The organism is Pseudomonas fluorescens (assembly GCF_902497855.1).
GTDB classification, from domain to species: Bacteria; Pseudomonadota; Gammaproteobacteria; order Pseudomonadales; family Pseudomonadaceae; genus Aquipseudomonas; species Aquipseudomonas fluorescens_BI.
On record NZ_CABVHU010000008.1, the window covers coordinates 240,614 to 258,174 of the forward strand.

Below are 17,561 nucleotides of genomic sequence, written 5' to 3' on the forward strand. Positions count from 1 at the left end.
GCTCGCGAAGGACGTCAACGATGACGCAGTCAGCCTGAATGCACGCGGCGTCCCAGCGTTTTTCGCGAGCGAGCTCGCTCCTACAGAAGACAACGCCCTGTGTAGGAGAGAGCTTGCTCGCGCAGGACGTGAACGATGACGCGGGCAGTCTGAATGCACACGGCGCCCTTGAGTTTTTCGCGAGCATGCTCGCTCCTACAAAGGATTGACCATGTCCTTCCCCACCACCTGGTATTCCCAAACCTCGCTGCCCCGCGCAGCCAGGCCTGAATTGAACACCGATGAAACCTGCGACGTCTGCATCATCGGCGCCGGGATTGCCGGCCTTACCGCCGCCCTGGAACTGAGTCGACGAGGCAAACGCGTGATCATCCTTGAAGCCCATCAAGTCGCCTGGGGCGCGTCCGGTCGAAATGGCGGGGTCGTCTCACCGGGTTGGGCCGAAGGCTCAGGGGCGATCCGCAAGAAACTTGGACTGGAACACGCCAAGGCGCTGTTCCAGATGTCGGTCGAAGGCGTGGACATCGTCCGGCGCAACATCGCCGAGCTGGCCCTGTCCGGCTGCGATCCATCCGCCGGTACGATTCGGGTCAAGCGTTACGACGACAGCGTGGGCGTGAAAAACCACATCGATAGCATGCGCCGCGACTTCGGCTACGCACTCAACTACCTCGACACCGCCCAGGTCCGCGAACGGGCGCACACCTTGCGTTATTTCCAGGGGGTCGAAGACCCGAACGCCCTGCACTTCCACCCGCTGAATTATTGCCTGGGCCTGGCCTGCGCCATCGAAACGATGGGAGGACAGATTTTCGAACTATCGAAAATGCTGGCCTGGCGTGGCGAAGGCGCCGACAAGGTCGTCCAGACTGCCCACGGTACCGTACGCTGCCAGGACCTGGTGTTCTGCGCCGGCGGCTACGGAGGCCCGGAGCTGCAAAAACTCAGTCGCGCCTACCTGCCCATCGCGACCTACGTGGTGCTGACCGAACACTTGGGCGACTCGATCAAAAACATTCTCGACTCCGGGGCCGCGTTCTCCGACGACCGCCGCGCTTCGGACTACTACCGCATCGTCGAAGGCGATCGCCTGTTGTGGGGCGGGCGCATCACCACCCGCAACGAACAGAACGAACAAGCGCTGGCGGCGATGCTCAAGGCGGATATGGTCGCGGTCTATCCGCAACTGGCATCGGTAAAGATCGAACTGGCCTGGTCCGGCCTGATGGGCTATTCCACCAACAAAATGCCCAACCTGGGATGGCTCGAACCAGGCGTCTGGGCCTGCACCTCGTTTGGTGGCCATGGTTTGAACACCGGCTCGATTGGCGGACGGGTGATTGCCGAGGCGGTGTGCGGGGAAACGGCGCGGCATGAACTGTTCAAGCCGTACTTGCTGGACTGGAATGGTGGGCCGTTGGGCAGGGTGGCCGCCAATGCGATCTATCAGTCGTTGAAGGTGATGGATTTTGTCCAGGAGCGGTTGCGCGGCTGATCGCAATCGACTCGGCCAACACAATCCGTGTAGGAGCTGGCTTGCCAGCGAAAGCGTCCGTTCAGTCAAAAAATTTTCCAGCTGACCCACCGCTTTCGCTGGCAAGCCAGCTCCTACAGGGGAGGTGGTGGACGCGCATTTGTTGTGGGTAAAAAAAACCGGCCGAGGCCGGTTTTTTCATGGCGACGAAATCAGAACTTGGCGTTCTGCAGATCGTCCAGGTAACGCTCGGCATCCAGTGCCGCCATGCAGCCGGCGCCGGCCGAGGTGATGGCCTGACGGTACACGTGGTCAGCCACGTCACCGGCGGCAAAGATACCTTCGAGGCTGGTGGCCGTGGCGTTGCCGTCACGGCCGCCCTGCACGACCAGGTAACCGTCTTTCAACGTCAGCTGGCCTTCGAACAACGAGGTGTTCGGGGTATGGCCGATGGCGATGAACACGCCGTCGACTGTCAGCTCGTCGAAGCTACCGTCGTTGTTCTTCAGGCGAGCACCGGTCACGCCCATGTTGTCGCCCAGCACTTCGTCCAGGGTCGCGTTCAACTTCAGGACGATCTTGCCTTCGGCAACCCGGGCATTGAGCTTGTCGATCAGGATCTTCTCGGCGCGGAAGGTTTCGCGACGGTGGATCAGGGTCACGGTGCTGGCGATGTTGGCCAGGTACAGGGCCTCTTCCACAGCGGTATTGCCGCCACCGACCACAGCCACTGGCTTGTTGCGATAGAAGAAACCGTCGCAGGTCGCACAGGCCGAAACGCCTTTGCCCATGAACGCCTCTTCCGACGGCAGACCCAGGTAACGGGCGCTGGCGCCGGTAGCGATAATCAGCGCGTCGCAGGTGTAGGTCGCGCTGTCGCCGGTCAGGGTGTACGGCTTGGCAGCGAAGTCCACGGCATTGATGTGATCGAAGACGATCTCGGTTTCAAAGCGCTCGGCGTGCTCTTTCATGCGGTCCATCAGCGCCGGGCCGGTCAGGCCATGGACATCGCCTGGCCAGTTGTCGACTTCAGTGGTGGTGGTCAGTTGACCGCCGGCCTGCATGCCGGTGATCAGCAAAGGCTTGAGGTTGGCACGGGCGGCATAGACGGCGGCGCTGTAACCGGCAGGGCCGGAACCGAGAATAATCACTCGCGAATGACGAACTTCAGACATGACCTGCTCCTGTTGACCGGCCTGGACTACCTGGCGCGGTACGCCGGGTTGCCGGCGGGAATAAAAAAGAACCGTTGATAGCGCTTGGGGAAGCTCGACAGTCCTGTAAAAAGATTGGGTGCAGCGTATCGAGGGGGCGAAGATTAAGGAAATACGGTTTAACAATCCAGCTCATAGGCAGTCTCTATTCGATCACGATGGATACATAGGCGCCTTTGTTACAGTTAATGTCGATGTCGCTGCCACGCTTTCGCCTGTCAGGCAAAGCCGGTAAGGTCGGCGCGTTTCCCCTTTGCTCGGAGCACGCTATGCCCGCCCCCGTTCTGTCCGGCCCCCAATACCTGCGCGAAGGCCTCAGGCTGGTCCTCAGCCCAAGCCTGCGTTTGTTCGTATTGTTGCCGCTTGCGATCAACCTGGTGCTGTTCGTCGGATTGATCTATCTGGCCAGCCATCAATTCAGCCTGTGGGTCGACACCTTGATGCCGTCCCTGCCGGAATGGCTGAGCTTCCTCAGTTATGTCCTCTGGCCGCTGTTCGTGGTGCTGGTGGTGTTGATGGTATTCTTCACCTTCACCATGCTCGCCAATGTCATCGCCGCGCCGTTCAACGGTTTCCTGGCGGAGAAAGTCGAAGTGGTGGTGCGCGGCACTGACGACTTCCCGGCCTTCAGTTGGGGGGAACTGATTGCCATGGTTCCCCGCACCTTCGCCCGGGAACTGCGCAAACTGGGCTACTTCCTGCCCCGCGCCATCGGCTTGTTCATCCTCTCGTTCATTCCGGTGGTCAACATCATCGCCGCGCCGCTGTGGCTGCTGTTCGGGGTATGGATGATGGCAATCCAGTACATCGACTACCCGGCGGATAACCACAAGCTGGGCTGGAACGAAATGCTTGCCTGGCTGCGGCAGAAACGCTGGCAGAGCCTGGGCTTCGGCGGCAGTGTGTACCTGGTGCTGCTGATTCCGGTGGTCAACATCCTGATGATGCCGGCCGCCGTGGCAGGGGCGACGCTGTTCTGGGTCCGTGAACGCGGCGCGGAAAACCTGGTGGTCCAGCAAAACTGAGAGGGTCGAAGCGAGATACCATTCAATACCTCGCCACCGACAACAGCCGTTGATGGTAAAAATCTACTGCAGACGATTACTGCTTGGTCATCCAGACAGGAATGTATCCGGGGTCGACCAGTAGATAGGCGAGCACAAGCCCGAATGCCAAAACGAACAACCAGGATCTACCCGAAAAGAAAAGTGTGGCGCCGGTCAAGAACATCCAAAAACCATGTAGCGGACCATAACTACGCTGGTTCATGAGCGCCAAATAATGCACTAACGCCAACCCGGTAAATACCATCACCAGCAGAGTCACGGCCACCCCAAGCACTTGGCTCATCATCAGCGATCGTCCATACGCCGACAGACTATGCATGTAAAAATCAAAAAATGTGTGCTGAGAGGCCAGTTGAGTCAGTTCCGGATCAAAGGATGATTTTGCCAAAGCTATGACAGCTCCACATCCCGAAAGGATGGTGATTGGGGCAACAATGAAGACCGCCCAACTTGCTGAGGTAAATTGGCCTTTGAGCAGGGAGACCAAAGCAGTCGTCATGCTGAAGGCCAACAAGGTAGAAAGAAACATCCACAGGTAATAATGGACAAGCTCAATATAAATCGCGTATTTCCAAACCAAAAACATCACGCCAACTGCCAAGGCAAAAAAAATGGCTCCAGCCCCCTCCCCACTCGTGCTTCCTGCAGAACCGCCTGTTGTGGTGACATTGGTGATGTATGTTCGCTTCGTCTGAATCACTGTAATGGGGGCATTTACTGTAGGTGGATTGGTAATTCCGGCAAACAGTACTCCACATAGAACGCCCATCAATGGTCCCCAGACCCATGCCTGCAAATTTGCGTTCGTGACCAATTCCATGAATATTTGCATTCACATCTCCCTAAAAATGCCTGGATAAATACTGGTTATAAAAACAGTAATATCCCAATAAAATCACTTCATCATCAGAAATGCAATAGTTTTTCTGGCGTCATTATTCCAACGTTAATATGTAATTTTAGCCCCACTACCTTCTACTTCCCCTCGCTACCAGGTACGAAAACGGCAGCGCCCGTCGTATCACAAATCCATCATCAAACCGCCACAATGACGACATGGCCTCAGCCGATACTGGGGTCATGACGACAGCTCTGCATATCACTCTGATCACCGAAACCTTCCCTCCGGAAATCAACGGCGTGGCCAACACCCTCGACCGTTTGTGCGAAGGCCTGCGCGCGCGCGGGCACCAGGTGGAACTGGTGCGGCCACGACAGGTGGGCGACGAGCAGCTGGGCAGCGACGATGAATTGCTGTTGTGTCGGGGCTGGCCGCTGCCGGGTTATCCCGGTTTGCAATGGGGTCAGTCATCGATGCACAAGTTGCTGCGACGCTGGAAACGCCATCGACCGGACGTGCTGTACATCGCCACGGAGGGACCGTTGGGACTGTCCGCATTGCGCGCGGCACGGCGCCTGGGGATCTCGGTGGTCAGTGGCTTTCACACCAATTTCCAGCAATACACCAGCCAGTACGGGCTGGGCTTGCTGACGCGCCTGCTGACCCACTACCTGCGCTGGTTTCACAACCGTTCGACCCTGACCCTGGTGCCGAGCATCAGCCAGCGCCTGGAACTGGAGCGCCGGCATTTCGAGCGCCTGGCGTTGCTGTCGCGAGGTGTCGACAGCCAGTTGTTTCATCCGGCCAAACGGCTGCAGTCACTGCGCGAACAGTGGGGACTGGCCGAGAACGATATCGCCGTCATCCACGTAGGACGCTTGGCACCGGAGAAGAATACCGGGTTGCTCAGGCGCAGTTTCGATGCGCTGAAAGCGGCTTATCCACAGCGTAGGATCAAGTTGATCGTGGTGGGTGACGGACCGCAACGGGTGGTTCTGGAGAAGGAACTGCCCGAGGCGATTTTCTGTGGCTCGCAACGCGGCGAAGCCTTGGCCAGTCACTACGCGTCGGGGGATCTTTTTCTGTTCCCGAGCCTGACCGAAACCTTCGGCAATGTAGTGCTTGAGGCGCTCGCTTCGGGGCTGGGGGTGGTGGCCTACGATCTGGCCGCGGCCGCTCAGCATATTCGTCATGGCTACAACGGCGTACTGGCGATGCCGGGGGATGAACAGGCGTTTTGCGATGCTGTGGTGTGGTTGCTGGAGGAGGCAGAGACCTTGCGCTGCGTGCGGCTCAATGCGCGCCAGCATGCGAGTCGGCAGGGGTGGGCGGCGATTATCGAGCAGTTCGAGGGGCAGTTGCGGGGGGCTTGTGTGGGGGAGTTGGTGGTGCCTAATGCACCGATCGTGCCCTGAATCCTGGGACATTAAGGCTGTCTTCGCGGGCAAGCCCACAGGTTTTGTGGCGATCACATAATCTGTGAACACCCACAATCCTGTAGGAGCTGGCTTGCCAGCGAAGAGGCCCTTCCAGACGCCGCTTAAACCAACGTCATCAACGCCTCACGACTGAACGGCAAAATGTCTCCCTCACGCCCATCACGCACTTTCTGCGCCCAATCCGGATCCACCAGCAGCGCACGCCCCACCGCTACCAGATCGAATTCATCATTATTCAGCCGCTCCAGCAGTTTTTCCAGGCTGGCCGGCTGGGCGATCTTGTCGGTGTTGACCATGAACTGCAGGAATTCGCCGTCCAGGCCGACACTCCCGACCGTGATGGTTGGCTTGCCGGTGAGCGTGCGCGTCCAGCCCGCCAGGTTCAATTCGGAACCCTCGAATTCCGGCTCCCAGAATCGGCGTGTCGAGCAGTGGAAAATGTCCACGCCAGCCTCGGACAACGGCTTGAGGAACTCGCCCAAGGCTTCTGGGGTTTGCACCAGGCGCGCGGTGTAATCCTGCTGCTTCCACTGGGAGAAACGGAAGATGATCGGGAACCCTTCGCCGACCGCTGCACGCACCGCCTGAATCAGTTCGATGGCGAAACGCGAACGGTTGGCCAGGCTACCGCCGTATTCGTCAGTGCGCTGGTTGCTGCCTTCCCAGAAAAACTGGTCCACCAGATAACCGTGGGCACCGTGGATCTCCACGCCGTCCATGCCGATGCTCCGGGCATCTTTGGCCGCCTGGGCGAACGTAGCGATCACCTCCTGGATGTCCTGGCGGGTCATGCCGTGAACCACGACCTGACCGTCCTTGAGTTTTTCCGACGGACCGTAACCCGGCACGCTGGCATCCGGCTCGGTGCCGATGCGCCGCACGCTGCCGACATGCCACAGCTGAGGCACGATCTTGCCGCCTTCGGCATGGACTGCGTCGACCACTTTCTTCCAGCCGGCCAATGCTGCTTCACCGTAGAAGTGCGGCACGTTCGGGTAGCCGTTGGACGCCTTGTGCCCGACGGTGGTGCCTTCGGTGATGATCAGCCCGACGCCGGCGGCGGCGCGGCGGCGGTAATACTCGATCACTTTGGAATTGGGCACGCCGCCCGGCGAAAACGAGCGGGTCATCGGGGCCATGACGACGCGGGTCGGCAGTTCGAGGGTGCCGAGGTGGAACGGTTTGAACAGGGCTTTGACGGGCATGGGGGCGCTCCACGGGAATAGACTTTATGATGGGGATAATATGGAGTGCGCGACGGATTGAACAGCACTATTGATTGCGGTGATTAAGGTCTAAAAGGTACGCAAAACCTGTAGGAGCCCGGCTTGCCGGCGATGGCGATTTAAAGGACGCCTTCGCGGGCAAGCCTCGCTCCTACAGAGGAGGTGTCAGCCCAGGGCTTTTTCGATCGCATGGACGACCGAAGGATCATCCGGCGGTGTACGCGGCGAGAACCGCGCGAGCACGCGACCATCCTTGCCGAGCAGGAATTTTTCGAAGTTCCAGGTGATGTCACCCGGAAACTCGGCGCCCTCGCCCGCCAGCAGACGGTACAAATGATGGCGATCGTGCCCGTTGACTTCCAGCTTGCCGGACAACGGAAAGGTCACCCCATAGTTAAGGCTGCAGAAATCCTGGATCTCTTGCTCGGTGCCCGGTTCCTGCCCGGCAAACTGGTTGCACGGCAAGCCCAGCACGCTGAAACCCCGGTCCTTGTATTGCTGGTAGAGTTTTTCCAGCGCCGCATACTGTGGGGTCAAGCCACATTTGGAGGCGACGTTGACCACAAGCACGACGTGCCCCTTGAGGGGTGCCAGCGGTAGCTCCTGACCATCCAGGGCTGTCAATTTAAGGTCGTGAAAAGCACTCATGACGAACTCCAGATTCCCGTTCTTCTCAAAACAGCCACTTGGCGGTGCCCTCAAGGACAGCCGCGGACTAAAAAGGCGCCCTCGGGCGCCTCTCCAGTTCTCGAAAGCTTAGCGCAGAAAATCAGTGGTGATGGCCACCTTCGCCATGGACGTGGCCATGGGCGACTTCTTCCTGGCTGGCATCACGGATGTCTATGATCTTGACCTGGAAGTTCAGGCGCTGACCGGCCAACGGGTGGTTGCCGTCGACGGTGACGTCGTCGCCGTCCAGATCGCGAATGGTGACGATCTGCATCTGGCCGTCCGGAGCGGAAGCGTGGAACTGCATGCCCACTTCCAGCTCGTCGACGCCTTCGAACATGCTGCGGCTCAGGGTGCTGACCAGTTCGGCAGCGTATTCGCCGTAGGCGTCTTCAGGTTCTACGGCGACGGTCAGTTCGTCACCGACAGCCTTGCCTTCCAGTGCCTTTTCCAGGCCCGGAATGATGTTGCCTGCGCCTTGCAGGTAGACCAGCGGCGCGCCGCCGGCGGAGCTGTCGATGACCTCACCAGCGTCGTTGGTCAGGGTATAGTCGATGGAGACAGCCTTATTGGCGGCGATCAGCATGGGGCGAGACCTTTTGCATAAGAATATTGAAAGACCCAGTTTAGCGAAGCAATCGCCCGAAAGCGAACACAACCCGGACAGACGGACGGCGGCGAAAGGCTCGACGGTGACAGGCTTTCATCAGGACGAAGACGGCCACTGGGTGGCCGAGCTTTCCTGCGGCCACACCCAGCACCTGCGCCACCAGCCACCGTGGCAATCCCGGGCCTGGGTACTGAACCCCTTGCTGCGCAATGAAAAAATAGGCCAGCCCTTTGCTTGCGGTTGGTGTGCACAAGGCTCTGTTAGCGATAACCTTACCGACTGAAATTCGGTAGACGACCAGTCATAAGTTGTCACCATTGCCATGCACCCCCAGAGAATCCGCATGCAGACTTTTTTTATCGCACCCACCGATTTTGGTGTGGGTCTGACCTCCATCAGCCTCGGGCTGGTGCGCACCCTTGAGCGGGCCGGCCTCAAGGTCGGCTTTTTCAAACCGATTGCCCAACCCCATCCGGGTGATACCGGGCCTGAGCGCTCCACCGAACTGGTGGCCCGTACCCACGGCTTGAAACCGCCGCAGCCCCTGGGCCTGGCCCATGTCGAGCGCATGCTCGGCGACGGCCAGCTCGACGAGCTGCTCGAAGAAATCATCACCCTGTACCAGCAGGCGGCCATCGGCAAGGACGTGCTGATCGTCGAAGGCATGGTCCCGACCCGTAGCGCCAGTTATGCCGCGCGGGTCAATCTGCACCTGGCCAAAAGCCTCGACGCCGACGTGATCCTGGTCTCGGCCCCGGAACACGAAGTGCTGGCCGAACTGTCCGGCCGGGTGGAATTGCAGGCGCAATTGTTCGGCGGGCCGAAAGACCCGAAAGTCCTCGGCGTGATCCTCAACAAGGTCAAGACCGACGAAAGCATGGAGGCCTTCGCCTCTCGCATGAAGGAACACTCGCCCTTGCTGCGCAGCGGCGATTTCAGATTGCTCGGCTGCATTCCGTTCCAGCCGGAACTGAACGCACCGCGCACCCGCGACGTCGCCGACCTGATGGGCGCGCAGATCCTCAATGCCGGTGATTACGAAACCCGGCGCATGACCAAAATCATCATCTGCGCCCGCACCATGCGCAACACCGTGGAGCTGCTCAAGCCCGGCGTGCTGGTGGTGACCCCCGGCGATCGCGACGACATCATCCTCGCCGTCAGCCTCGCGGCCATGAATGGCGTGCCCCTGGCCGGCCTGCTGCTGACCAGCGACACCCTGCCCGACCCGCGCATCATGGACCTGTGTCGCGGTGCGCTGCAGGCCGGCCTGCCAGTGTTGTCGGTGAGCACCGGCTCCTACGACACCGCCAATCAGCTGAACGGTTTGAACAAGGAAATCCCGATCGACGACCGCGAGCGCGCCGAAATCATCACCGATTTCGTCGCCAGCCACCTGGACGCCAACTGGCTGCACCAGCGCTGCGGCACGCCACGGGAAATGCGCCTGTCGCCGGCGGTGTTCCGCTATCAACTGATCCAGCGCGCCCAGGCCGCCAACAAGCGCATCGTCCTGCCCGAAGGCAGCGAGCCGTTGACCGTGCAGGCCGCGGCGATCTGCCAGGCACGGGGCATTGCCCGCTGCGTGTTGCTGGCCAAACCCGCGGACGTCGAAGCCGTGGCCCGCGCCCAGGGCATCGAGCTGCCGCCGGGGCTGGAGATTCTCGACCCGGACCTGATCCGCGAGCGGTACGTCGAGCCGATGGTGGCGCTGCGCAAGACCAAAAGCCTCAACGCACCAATGGCCGAGCAACAACTGGAAGACACCGTGGTGATCGGCACCATGATGCTGGCGCTGGATGAAGTCGATGGCCTGGTGTCCGGGGTCATCCACTCCACCGCCAACACCATTCGCCCGGCGCTGCAGCTGATCAAGACCGCGCCGGGCTGCACCCTGGTGTCGTCGGTGTTCTTCATGCTGTTCCCCGAAGAAGTACTGGTCTACGGCGATTGCGTGATGAACCCGCACCCGAGCGCCAGCGAACTGGCCGAGATCGCCCTGCAAAGCGCCGATTCGGCCGCGGCCTTCGGCATCACCCCGCGCGTGGCGATGATCAGCTACTCCAGCGGGGAATCGGCCAGCGGCGAAGAAGTCGAGAAGGTGCGCGAGGCCACATTGCTCGCCCATGAACAACAGCACTCGCTGCTGATCGACGGCCCGCTGCAATACGACGCCGCCGCCAACGAAACCGTGGCCCGGCAACTGGCGCCGAACAGCCAGGTGGCCGGTCGCGCCACGGTGTTCGTGTTCCCCGACCTCAACACCGGCAACACCACCCACAAGGCCGTGCAACGCAGCGCCGACTGCGTCAGCCTCGGGCCGATGCTGCAAGGCCTGCGCAAACCGGTGAACGACCTGCCCCGCGGCGCCCAGGTCGACGACATCGTCTACACCATCGCGTTGACCGCGATTCAAGCGGCCAACCGACCTGTGGACCTTTAAATGCTGGATTTCCTGCCCGCCGCCGTACGCGGCGTGATTGCATCGCTGTTGCTGGCCCTCAATACCATCCTGCTGTGCTCGTTCCTGTTCTGCGTGGCGATCTTCAAGGTATTGCCCTTCGCCCTCACCCAGCGCTTCACGCGCTGGTTGATGAGCCATACCCACGAAGCCTGGATCAGCAACAACAAAGCCTGGATGGACCTGGTCTGCCGCACCCGCTGGCACCTCAGCGGCCTCGAGAGCCTGGACTATCGCCACTCGTACCTGATCACCAGCAACCACCAGAGCTGGGTCGACATCATGGTGCTGCAATACGTGCTCAACCGACGTATCCAGCCGCTGAAGTTCTTTCTCAAGCAAGAACTGATCTGGGTGCCGGTGATTGGCCTGGCCTGGTGGACATTGGGCTTTCCGTTCATGAAGCGTTACTCCAAGGCCTACCTGGAAAAGCACCCGGAAAAGAAAGGCAAGGATCTGGAAACCACGCGCAAGACCTGTGCGAAATTTCGCCATGACTCGGTGGGGATTTTCAATTTCGTCGAAGGCACGCGTTTTACCGATGGCAAGCATGCGCAGCAGAAATCACCCTTCAAGCATCTGCTCAAGGCCAAGGCGGGTGGTATCGCGTTTGTGCTGGATGCGATGGGTGAGCAGCTGGAGTCGATCGTCAACGTGACGATTCACTACCCGGGCGGGCGTCCGGGGTATTGGGATTTGCTCTGTGGCAACGTGAAGGATGTGGTGGTGCATTTTCAGGAGCTGAAGATTCCGCCGGAGTTTATCGGCAAGAATTACGACCAGGATGGGGAGTACCGGTTGCAGTTTCAGGGGTGGATCAATCAGTTGTGGCTGGATAAGGATGCGCTGCTGGAGCAGATGCATCGGGAGTATCCAGCCAAGGTTTGAGTTGCCTGCACCGGCCTCTTCGCGGGCAAGCCCGCTCCCACAGGGATCTCTAGTGAACAAAAAAATTGTGTTACACCGAGAACCACTGTGGGAGCGGGCTTGCCCGCGAAGGCGTCCGACCAGACACAAAAAAACCGCCGACGAACACTCACCGGCGGTTTTTTATTTTCTACTCAGGCAGCACTCGCCACCAGAACCGGGTGCACCGACCTTGGCTCCATCGGCATGAACGACAACCCGGCAGCCTCCTGCGGCGCAAACATCGCCATCGCCTGAACCAGCGCGTCAGCCCGGTATTGCTGCGCTAACGCCGCTGAACCGCCCGCCTGTTCGCCCGTGGAAACGCGTTCAGCCGAAAAGTCGCCCGTTGGAGTACTCAGCAACTGCTCAGCAACCGGCAGGCGTTCCGCCATTGGATTGAGGATTGGCACGGCCTCAGGGCGAGCGAATATGAAGTCAGAGGCACTCAACTGAGAAACTTCAAGCGCATCCAGATACAGCAATTCGATCTTCGAATCCGCTTCTGCTGAGCCAGTACTGATCCTTACGCCATGAACCAGCACAATATCGTTGATCGTGGAACGGTTCGCCTTACTGATCGTCAAGGCGCTGAAATCAGTTATGCCGGTCTGACTCAGATCTATCTTGTCGGCACCTTGCCGAAAGCCACGCAACGCATTCTTGTAGTTCGACACACCCTCCTGCTTCGCCACGACAAAGACATTGCTTGGTTCGCCATCGTGGCTGTACACCTTGCCCGACAACGAGGCGACAAAGCGTCCGGTGGCATCCGATGAAAGGCTTATACCTTCTGCACCACCGTTCAGGGTCACTGTGCCTGGCACGTCTTGCGCAATACCGGGAGTCACGGGAGGGGGGTCAATGGTCGGTGATTCAGTCAGGACGACCGGGGGAATAAAGGTAGTCTGGAACTTGAAGTGGCTTGCGCCAATTGAAGTCGTCAGCTGATTTTTCAACAGAAGATTTTGCCCATCGCCCAGCTCCACCAACACGTCCGCCTCTCGCTGGGTGAGCTGCAGATCGCCGAATTTTTTACCTTTGAAGCCGACCAGGTTGATCACCTCGGCGCGGGCGGGATCAAAATTGACCAGCGTGTCGAGCCCGCTGCCACGCCGGTGCACGACGAACAAGTCTTTCCCTGCGCCACCGACCAGAGTGTTGTTGCCACGGCCGCCGTTGAGCAGGCTGTCGGAGGGCCCGGCTATCAGCGTGTCATTGCCGTCGCCGCTGAGCAGATTGTGGATCGCTTGAGCATTGTTCACCGTCAATGCGACACCGCCGATCACCGCCGCGCCTGTACTCAGATCAACCGAGACATCGCCGCTGACGGCTGCCGCATTGATCGTATTGCGTCCCGATCCGTCATTGAGAACGGCGCGTTCCGCCTGACGCTTGACCGAGTCGGCAAATTCATCGGTATAGAAGTAGCTGTCGTGACCCGTCGCGTCGGCACCGAACAGGCGCAACGACCAGTTATTGAGCGTAACCGGCAGGCCATTGGCCGTATTGGTCACCTGTAATGTCCAGTCGCCCGCCATGTCTTCACCCCAGGCATGGGTCGACATAAAGGTGTATTTGAAGGTGCCCTCCTGGGTGCTGCCAACGTCCGCGTCGCTGGCTCCCTGTGCGGTCAGCGGAACCTTTCCCGCCCGGTCAAGCAGCACGCTTTGAGTGCCATTGGGCGAAATCAGTCGGACCACCAGATCGCCCAACCGCCCGACTTGTGCGTCGAAATCAATCTCCACATGCTCGATGTTCAACCCTCCGGGCATCCCCAGTTTGGGCGCGATACTCTCGCCAGCAGCGGCAACCTGTCCAAGCACACCGCTGGACGCTGAAATGGTCATTAAATTGTCTGCCGTACTTTGCGTCATCCAGCTTTCTGCCAGGCGCACAGCCGCCCGTGCATCCACTTTGCCGAAACCATAATCGTGACTGGCGTGCATCCCCCCCCCATTCCAGTTCCGCGCGCCGTTGTCATTCCATTGCGTGGCCCCGTCCTCAATCTTGCGCGCAGACAACGCAAGTATCTGTTGCACATCGCGGTAACCCAGGTTCGGGTTGGCCTGCAGCATCAAGGCAATCACCCCGGAAACGATCGGTGCGGCGAAGCTGGTCCCCTTCATGGCGCTGTAGTCATTGCCAAAAGTCGAGCCGCGGTCGGTTTCCAGCTTGTAACTGGTGGACCAGACGTTACTGCCAGGTGCCGAAACCAACAGGCTCGCGCCGGGGTTGGAGAAAGGCGCCGAACCCGACTCCAACGTCGACAGATCCCCCAGGGCATTGATCGCGCCGACCTGAATCGAAAAGCGGTTGTTGTTGAGCAACGAACCTTGAGCGCTGCCGCCGGTCGCACGCTTGTTCCCACCGGCCGTGACGATCACTGTACCCAGCCCCCCTCGACCGCTGTCGGCAGCATACTGGGCATTGGTCATCAACGCACTGACGGTGTTGACCAAACCGCCTTGCAGATTGCTCAGAGCGAAGTCCTTGCTGAAGCCCCAGCTATGGTTGGCAATGTCATAACCGAGCATCTTGCCCAAGCCGGTCAGGTCGGCACCGCTATTGGTCAGGTAGTGGCCGCCGAGGGTCGCCTCATGGGCGATTCCGATGCCGCCCAACTCGTTTTTTGCCGCCACCATGACGCCCGCGACCATCGTTGCGTGATCAGAAGCCAGCGCCGGCAACGTCTGGCCTTGCGCCTGCAGCCAGGGTTGATCGACATTCGGCGCCAGATCCGGGTGCCGAATGTCGAAAATTTCCGGGGCGGTGGAAAACTCCCCACCGGGTTCGAACTGGCCAATGCGCACGCCCTTGCCGGTGTAGTCCTGCCAGACCGGCAGCACATTGATGTCGTTCAGGTACCACTGCTGTGCCACCAACGGATCGTTCGGCACGTCCGGGGTGAGCAGCGTGACCGTCGCCCGCAGGGGTGCCAGTTCACCGGTCTGCAAGTCCACCACCGAGGCTGCCGGGTGACCGGCTGCGTCCACCAGCCCGTACTTGAAACTCGCAATGCCCGTGAACCGCGGATCAGGGGTAAACAGCACATCGCCTTGTTCAGTCAGGCTCACACTGCCGCCCAGCGAGTCGCCAACCGACGCAATTCGCAAGTTGCCCTGACTGTTGAGCCGCTGGTCGTTGGCCAGGATGCTGGCGGCTGAAATCAGCTGCGGCTGAGTACGATCAAAGGCATTCCCCGCCTGATTGACCCGCAATGCATCCGCCACGGGCATCGCATTGGGTTGCTCCAGGTTCACCGCTGAAATATCGGCGAAGTTCAATTTCTGGATCCGGCTCAGGGTCAACGCACCATCGCGTCCTGCTACCGCGTCCGTGACGGTGTAACCGGTCTCGGTGCGAGTGATTTTATAGTCGCCATACTTGCCGTGCAGTGTCACCAGGTTGACCCCTGCGCCGCCATCGATGATCGCGTCACCGTGGCCGGCTTCGATCACATCATGACCGGCACCGCCATAAATCCGGTCCACCCCGGCCCCGGCGTGAATGATGCTGCCCCCGGCCGATGCCGTGATCGCGTCGCCCTTGGGCCCGGCGTAGATAACCGCCTTGCCGCTACCACCGATGATGTTATTGCGCCCCGTGCCGCCGACCAGCACGTCGTTGCCTGCGCCACCAATCAGCGTCGAGCCGCCCGACCCTCCCTTGATGAAGACACTGGAGTGCCCACCGCCGACGATGTAGGCATAACCGCGGCCACCCTGGGCGATCGTCAGCCCTGCCTTGGCCATGTTCAGCGCCATGCCCTCATCGCCGACGATGATCGCGGTATCGCGCCCGCCATTGCCATGCAGATTGTTCGGATTGTCACTGGCGCTGACCACGAACACATCGTCACCGGCACCACCGTTATACGTATTGCTGCCGGCGCCACCCACCAGCCAACTGCCGGTCGCCGCAGCGGTCAGGGAGTCGTTGCCGCTGCCGGCATACACATTCGTCACACCCAACTGGCCCGCATCCAGGGTTTCATCGGTAGTGCTGCTACTGGCGTAGGCTGTGGTAGTGGTCGGGCCGGTGGTCGACACCACCTTGCTGCCGTTACCTTCGACCGTCAGCGTGCTGCTGACCGGGTCACCCAGGAAGTTCACCGCCAACGCTTCTCGGGTTGCGCCATTGATCACAAAGGAACCACGAGCGATCACGCTGTTACCCTGGCGCACATCACCGCTGACCGGAGTCGCCGCGACATTGATCTGCGTGATGCCAAGCTCGGCCAGCGTCTTGAGCTCGCCGGCATCGCTTTTACCATCGTGAGACGCATCGACCCACACCCGCAACTGGCTCCAGATGGCATCACTCGCATCGATCACTTTATCGGCGTTGCCATCCACACTGGCCAGCGCCGCAAACCCGTCCTTGTACAACGCCTCCCCTGCCTGGCCATTCCCCCCCAAAGCCCCCCGGAAATACTCGGAGAACATCTGGCTGACATCCTTGATCTGCCCGCTGCCCTCGTCGACCACCAACATCCCGGTCGTTCGATCCGCCCAACCGCTGCGCTTGAGCGTGCCGCTGTGATCGGTGTCGAATAGCACGCCATCGCTGATGGGGGTCATCTGCACACCGTTGCCGGTCAGGTCCAGCAGCAAGGGATCGACGTAGGTATTGACGGTGGTCAGCGCTGCCAGACCGTTCAACGTCACCGCGTTGCGCAAACCGAAATCCGGATCGCTGCTGCTCGGGCTGTCGAGGTAGAACTGCGACAGGTACTCGTTCGGGCGCACATTGGGATCAAGCTGGATTTCGCCAGGGCGGATGCCGCCGGTGGCCAGGCTGCCGAGCTGGACGGAGGTGAAGTCGGTGTTGTTGAGGGTTTGGTCGGTGAAGAACACGCGGTGGGTGGAGGCGTTTTGGGTGAAGCCGTTGGAAACGTCTTCGCGGGCCTGGTTTTCGCCGGGGATTTGTTGTTGGGGTTGGGGGTCGGGGGTGATTTCGATTTGGATGAGATTATCGGGCGGGGTATCAGCGGCCGTCTCTGGTTCACCAAAGAGCTCAAGTGCAGCGTTTTTCATCTGGCTAATAACGCTGGAAAGAACAGTCCATGTACCTGAAGGAGAGTCGACTCGATCAATCCAGCTTTTCGCAAGCTTTCTGTTTTCTTCTGGGCCAATCGCACTCGCTGTTGACATCATCCTATCTGTTTGGACTGCCAACTCTAACTCTTTCTGCACATTTCCTGCCGAGTCCAGCACTACTCCCCAGTACGACTCTCGACTTTCCGGCTTCATTACTGAAAAAACAGCATATAAAGTCCAACCTTCAGGAACAACACCGTACATTGGAAGCGCATCATTATGAATACCCCAACCCTCGATATGATTTATGTCAATATCCACCACCCCATATTTTTCAAACTTCTCCCTCAACTTCCCTAGGTACGCACCAGCCAGCGTAAACTTAAGCTTATCTATAACTTCTGGGGATAAGTGCACCCCCGAAGCGGACGCAGTTTGTATTATAAAATTAATCGCCACCGCGCCCGCAACAGAGTTCCCTTTTGCTACTCCATTTGCCAATGTGGCATATTTATACCCTTTAGCGGATAAAAAATCATACATAGCTCCCGGCCCTTTCGAGTCCAAAAGTCTCTGAGCATTATCTAAATCTTCACCAGTCAGTTTTTCCAT

Annotated in this window: 12 protein-coding genes; 6 read left to right on the forward strand and 6 right to left on the reverse strand. The window is 59.5% G+C overall.

Annotation, left to right across the window (positions count from 1 at the left end; all coding sequences use genetic code 11):
* Positions 1-211: 211 nt before the first annotated feature.
* Positions 212-1,495: an NAD(P)/FAD-dependent oxidoreductase gene (locus tag F8N96_RS17965; RefSeq protein ID WP_150798919.1), complete on the forward strand. Its 1,284-nt coding sequence runs from the start codon at positions 212-214 to the stop codon at positions 1,493-1,495.
* Positions 1,496-1,686: 191 nt separating this feature from the next.
* Here F8N96_RS17965 and trxB read toward each other — a convergent pair whose 3' ends face one another.
* Positions 1,687-2,649, reverse strand: a complete 963-nt coding sequence (gene trxB, locus F8N96_RS17970; RefSeq protein ID WP_150798920.1) for a thioredoxin-disulfide reductase — start codon at positions 2,647-2,649, stop codon at positions 1,687-1,689.
* 308 nt (positions 2,650-2,957) lie between these two features.
* Between trxB and cysZ the strand changes: the two genes are divergently transcribed.
* Positions 2,958-3,713, forward strand: coding sequence for a sulfate transporter CysZ (gene cysZ, locus F8N96_RS17975; RefSeq protein ID WP_150798921.1), 756 nt, complete (start codon positions 2,958-2,960; stop codon positions 3,711-3,713).
* 76 nt (positions 3,714-3,789) lie between these two features.
* Here the strand turns inward: cysZ and F8N96_RS17980 are convergent, their stop codons facing one another.
* Positions 3,790-4,587, reverse strand: a complete 798-nt coding sequence (locus tag F8N96_RS17980; RefSeq protein WP_150798922.1) for a hypothetical protein — start codon at positions 4,585-4,587, stop codon at positions 3,790-3,792.
* A 224-nt stretch (positions 4,588-4,811) separates the two neighbouring features.
* Between F8N96_RS17980 and F8N96_RS17985 the strand changes: the two genes are divergently transcribed.
* Entirely contained in the window at positions 4,812-6,011 is a 1,200-nt protein-coding gene (locus tag F8N96_RS17985) for a glycosyltransferase family 4 protein (RefSeq protein WP_150798923.1), read from the forward strand.
* A gap of 125 nt (positions 6,012-6,136) precedes the next feature.
* On the opposite strand, the gene F8N96_RS17990 is transcribed toward F8N96_RS17985, so the two are convergent.
* From F8N96_RS17990 to F8N96_RS18000, 3 genes are all read right to left on the reverse strand, one after another.
* A complete protein-coding gene (locus F8N96_RS17990; protein ID WP_150798924.1) occupies positions 6,137-7,240 on the reverse strand; it encodes an NADH:flavin oxidoreductase in 1,104 nt (367 codons plus the stop codon).
* Positions 7,241-7,426: 186 nt separating this feature from the next.
* Entirely contained in the window at positions 7,427-7,909 is a 483-nt protein-coding gene (locus F8N96_RS17995) for a glutathione peroxidase (RefSeq protein WP_150798925.1), read from the reverse strand.
* 121 nt (positions 7,910-8,030) lie between these two features.
* The gene (locus tag F8N96_RS18000; RefSeq protein ID WP_045061434.1) at positions 8,031-8,516 is read right to left on the reverse strand and encodes an FKBP-type peptidyl-prolyl cis-trans isomerase; all 486 of its coding nucleotides are present in this window, start codon (positions 8,514-8,516) and stop codon (positions 8,031-8,033) included.
* On the opposite strand from F8N96_RS18000, the gene F8N96_RS18005 reads away from it, so the two are divergent.
* From F8N96_RS18005 to F8N96_RS18015, 3 genes are read left to right on the forward strand one after another with little or no spacing between them, the layout of a single operon-like run.
* On the forward strand, positions 8,485-8,823 hold the full coding sequence (locus F8N96_RS18005) for a DUF3565 domain-containing protein (protein ID WP_150798926.1): 339 nt from the start codon (positions 8,485-8,487) through the stop codon (positions 8,821-8,823). The genes F8N96_RS18000 and F8N96_RS18005 overlap by 32 nt on opposite strands.
* 60 nt (positions 8,824-8,883) lie before the next feature.
* Entirely contained in the window at positions 8,884-10,983 is a 2,100-nt protein-coding gene (gene pta / locus F8N96_RS18010; protein WP_150798927.1) for a phosphate acetyltransferase, read from the forward strand.
* On the forward strand, positions 10,984-11,889 hold the full coding sequence (locus F8N96_RS18015) for an acyltransferase (protein ID WP_150798928.1): 906 nt from the start codon (positions 10,984-10,986) through the stop codon (positions 11,887-11,889). It begins immediately after the preceding gene.
* A 173-nt stretch (positions 11,890-12,062) separates the two neighbouring features.
* Here the strand turns inward: F8N96_RS18015 and F8N96_RS18020 are convergent, their stop codons facing one another.
* Complete coding sequence (locus F8N96_RS18020; protein ID WP_150798929.1) at positions 12,063-17,561, reverse strand: S8 family serine peptidase; 5,499 nt, start codon at positions 17,559-17,561, stop codon at positions 12,063-12,065.

Bases quoted from the DNA above. Each gene is read 5' to 3' on its own strand.
- F8N96_RS17965 (WP_150798919.1), top strand. From the start codon at position 212: ATGTCCTTCCCCACCACCTGGTATTCCCAAACCTCGCTGCCCCGCGCA.
- trxB (WP_150798920.1), bottom strand. From the start codon at position 2,649: ATGTCTGAAGTTCGTCATTCGCGAGTGATTATTCTCGGTTCCGGCCCT.
- cysZ (WP_150798921.1), top strand. From the start codon at position 2,958: ATGCCCGCCCCCGTTCTGTCCGGCCCCCAATACCTGCGCGAAGGCCTC.
- F8N96_RS17980 (WP_150798922.1), bottom strand. From the start codon at position 4,587: ATGCAAATATTCATGGAATTGGTCACGAACGCAAATTTGCAGGCATGG.
- F8N96_RS17985 (WP_150798923.1), top strand. From the start codon at position 4,812: ATGGCCTCAGCCGATACTGGGGTCATGACGACAGCTCTGCATATCACT.
- F8N96_RS17990 (WP_150798924.1), bottom strand. From the start codon at position 7,240: ATGCCCGTCAAAGCCCTGTTCAAACCGTTCCACCTCGGCACCCTCGAA.
- F8N96_RS17995 (WP_150798925.1), bottom strand. From the start codon at position 7,909: ATGAGTGCTTTTCACGACCTTAAATTGACAGCCCTGGATGGTCAGGAG.
- F8N96_RS18005 (WP_150798926.1), top strand. From the start codon at position 8,485: ATGGAGACAGCCTTATTGGCGGCGATCAGCATGGGGCGAGACCTTTTG.
- F8N96_RS18000 (WP_045061434.1), bottom strand. From the start codon at position 8,516: ATGCTGATCGCCGCCAATAAGGCTGTCTCCATCGACTATACCCTGACC.
- pta (WP_150798927.1), top strand. From the start codon at position 8,884: ATGCAGACTTTTTTTATCGCACCCACCGATTTTGGTGTGGGTCTGACC.
- F8N96_RS18015 (WP_150798928.1), top strand. From the start codon at position 10,984: ATGCTGGATTTCCTGCCCGCCGCCGTACGCGGCGTGATTGCATCGCTG.
- F8N96_RS18020 (WP_150798929.1), bottom strand. From the start codon at position 17,561: ATGGAAAAACTGACTGGTGAAGATTTAGATAATGCTCAGAGACTTTTG.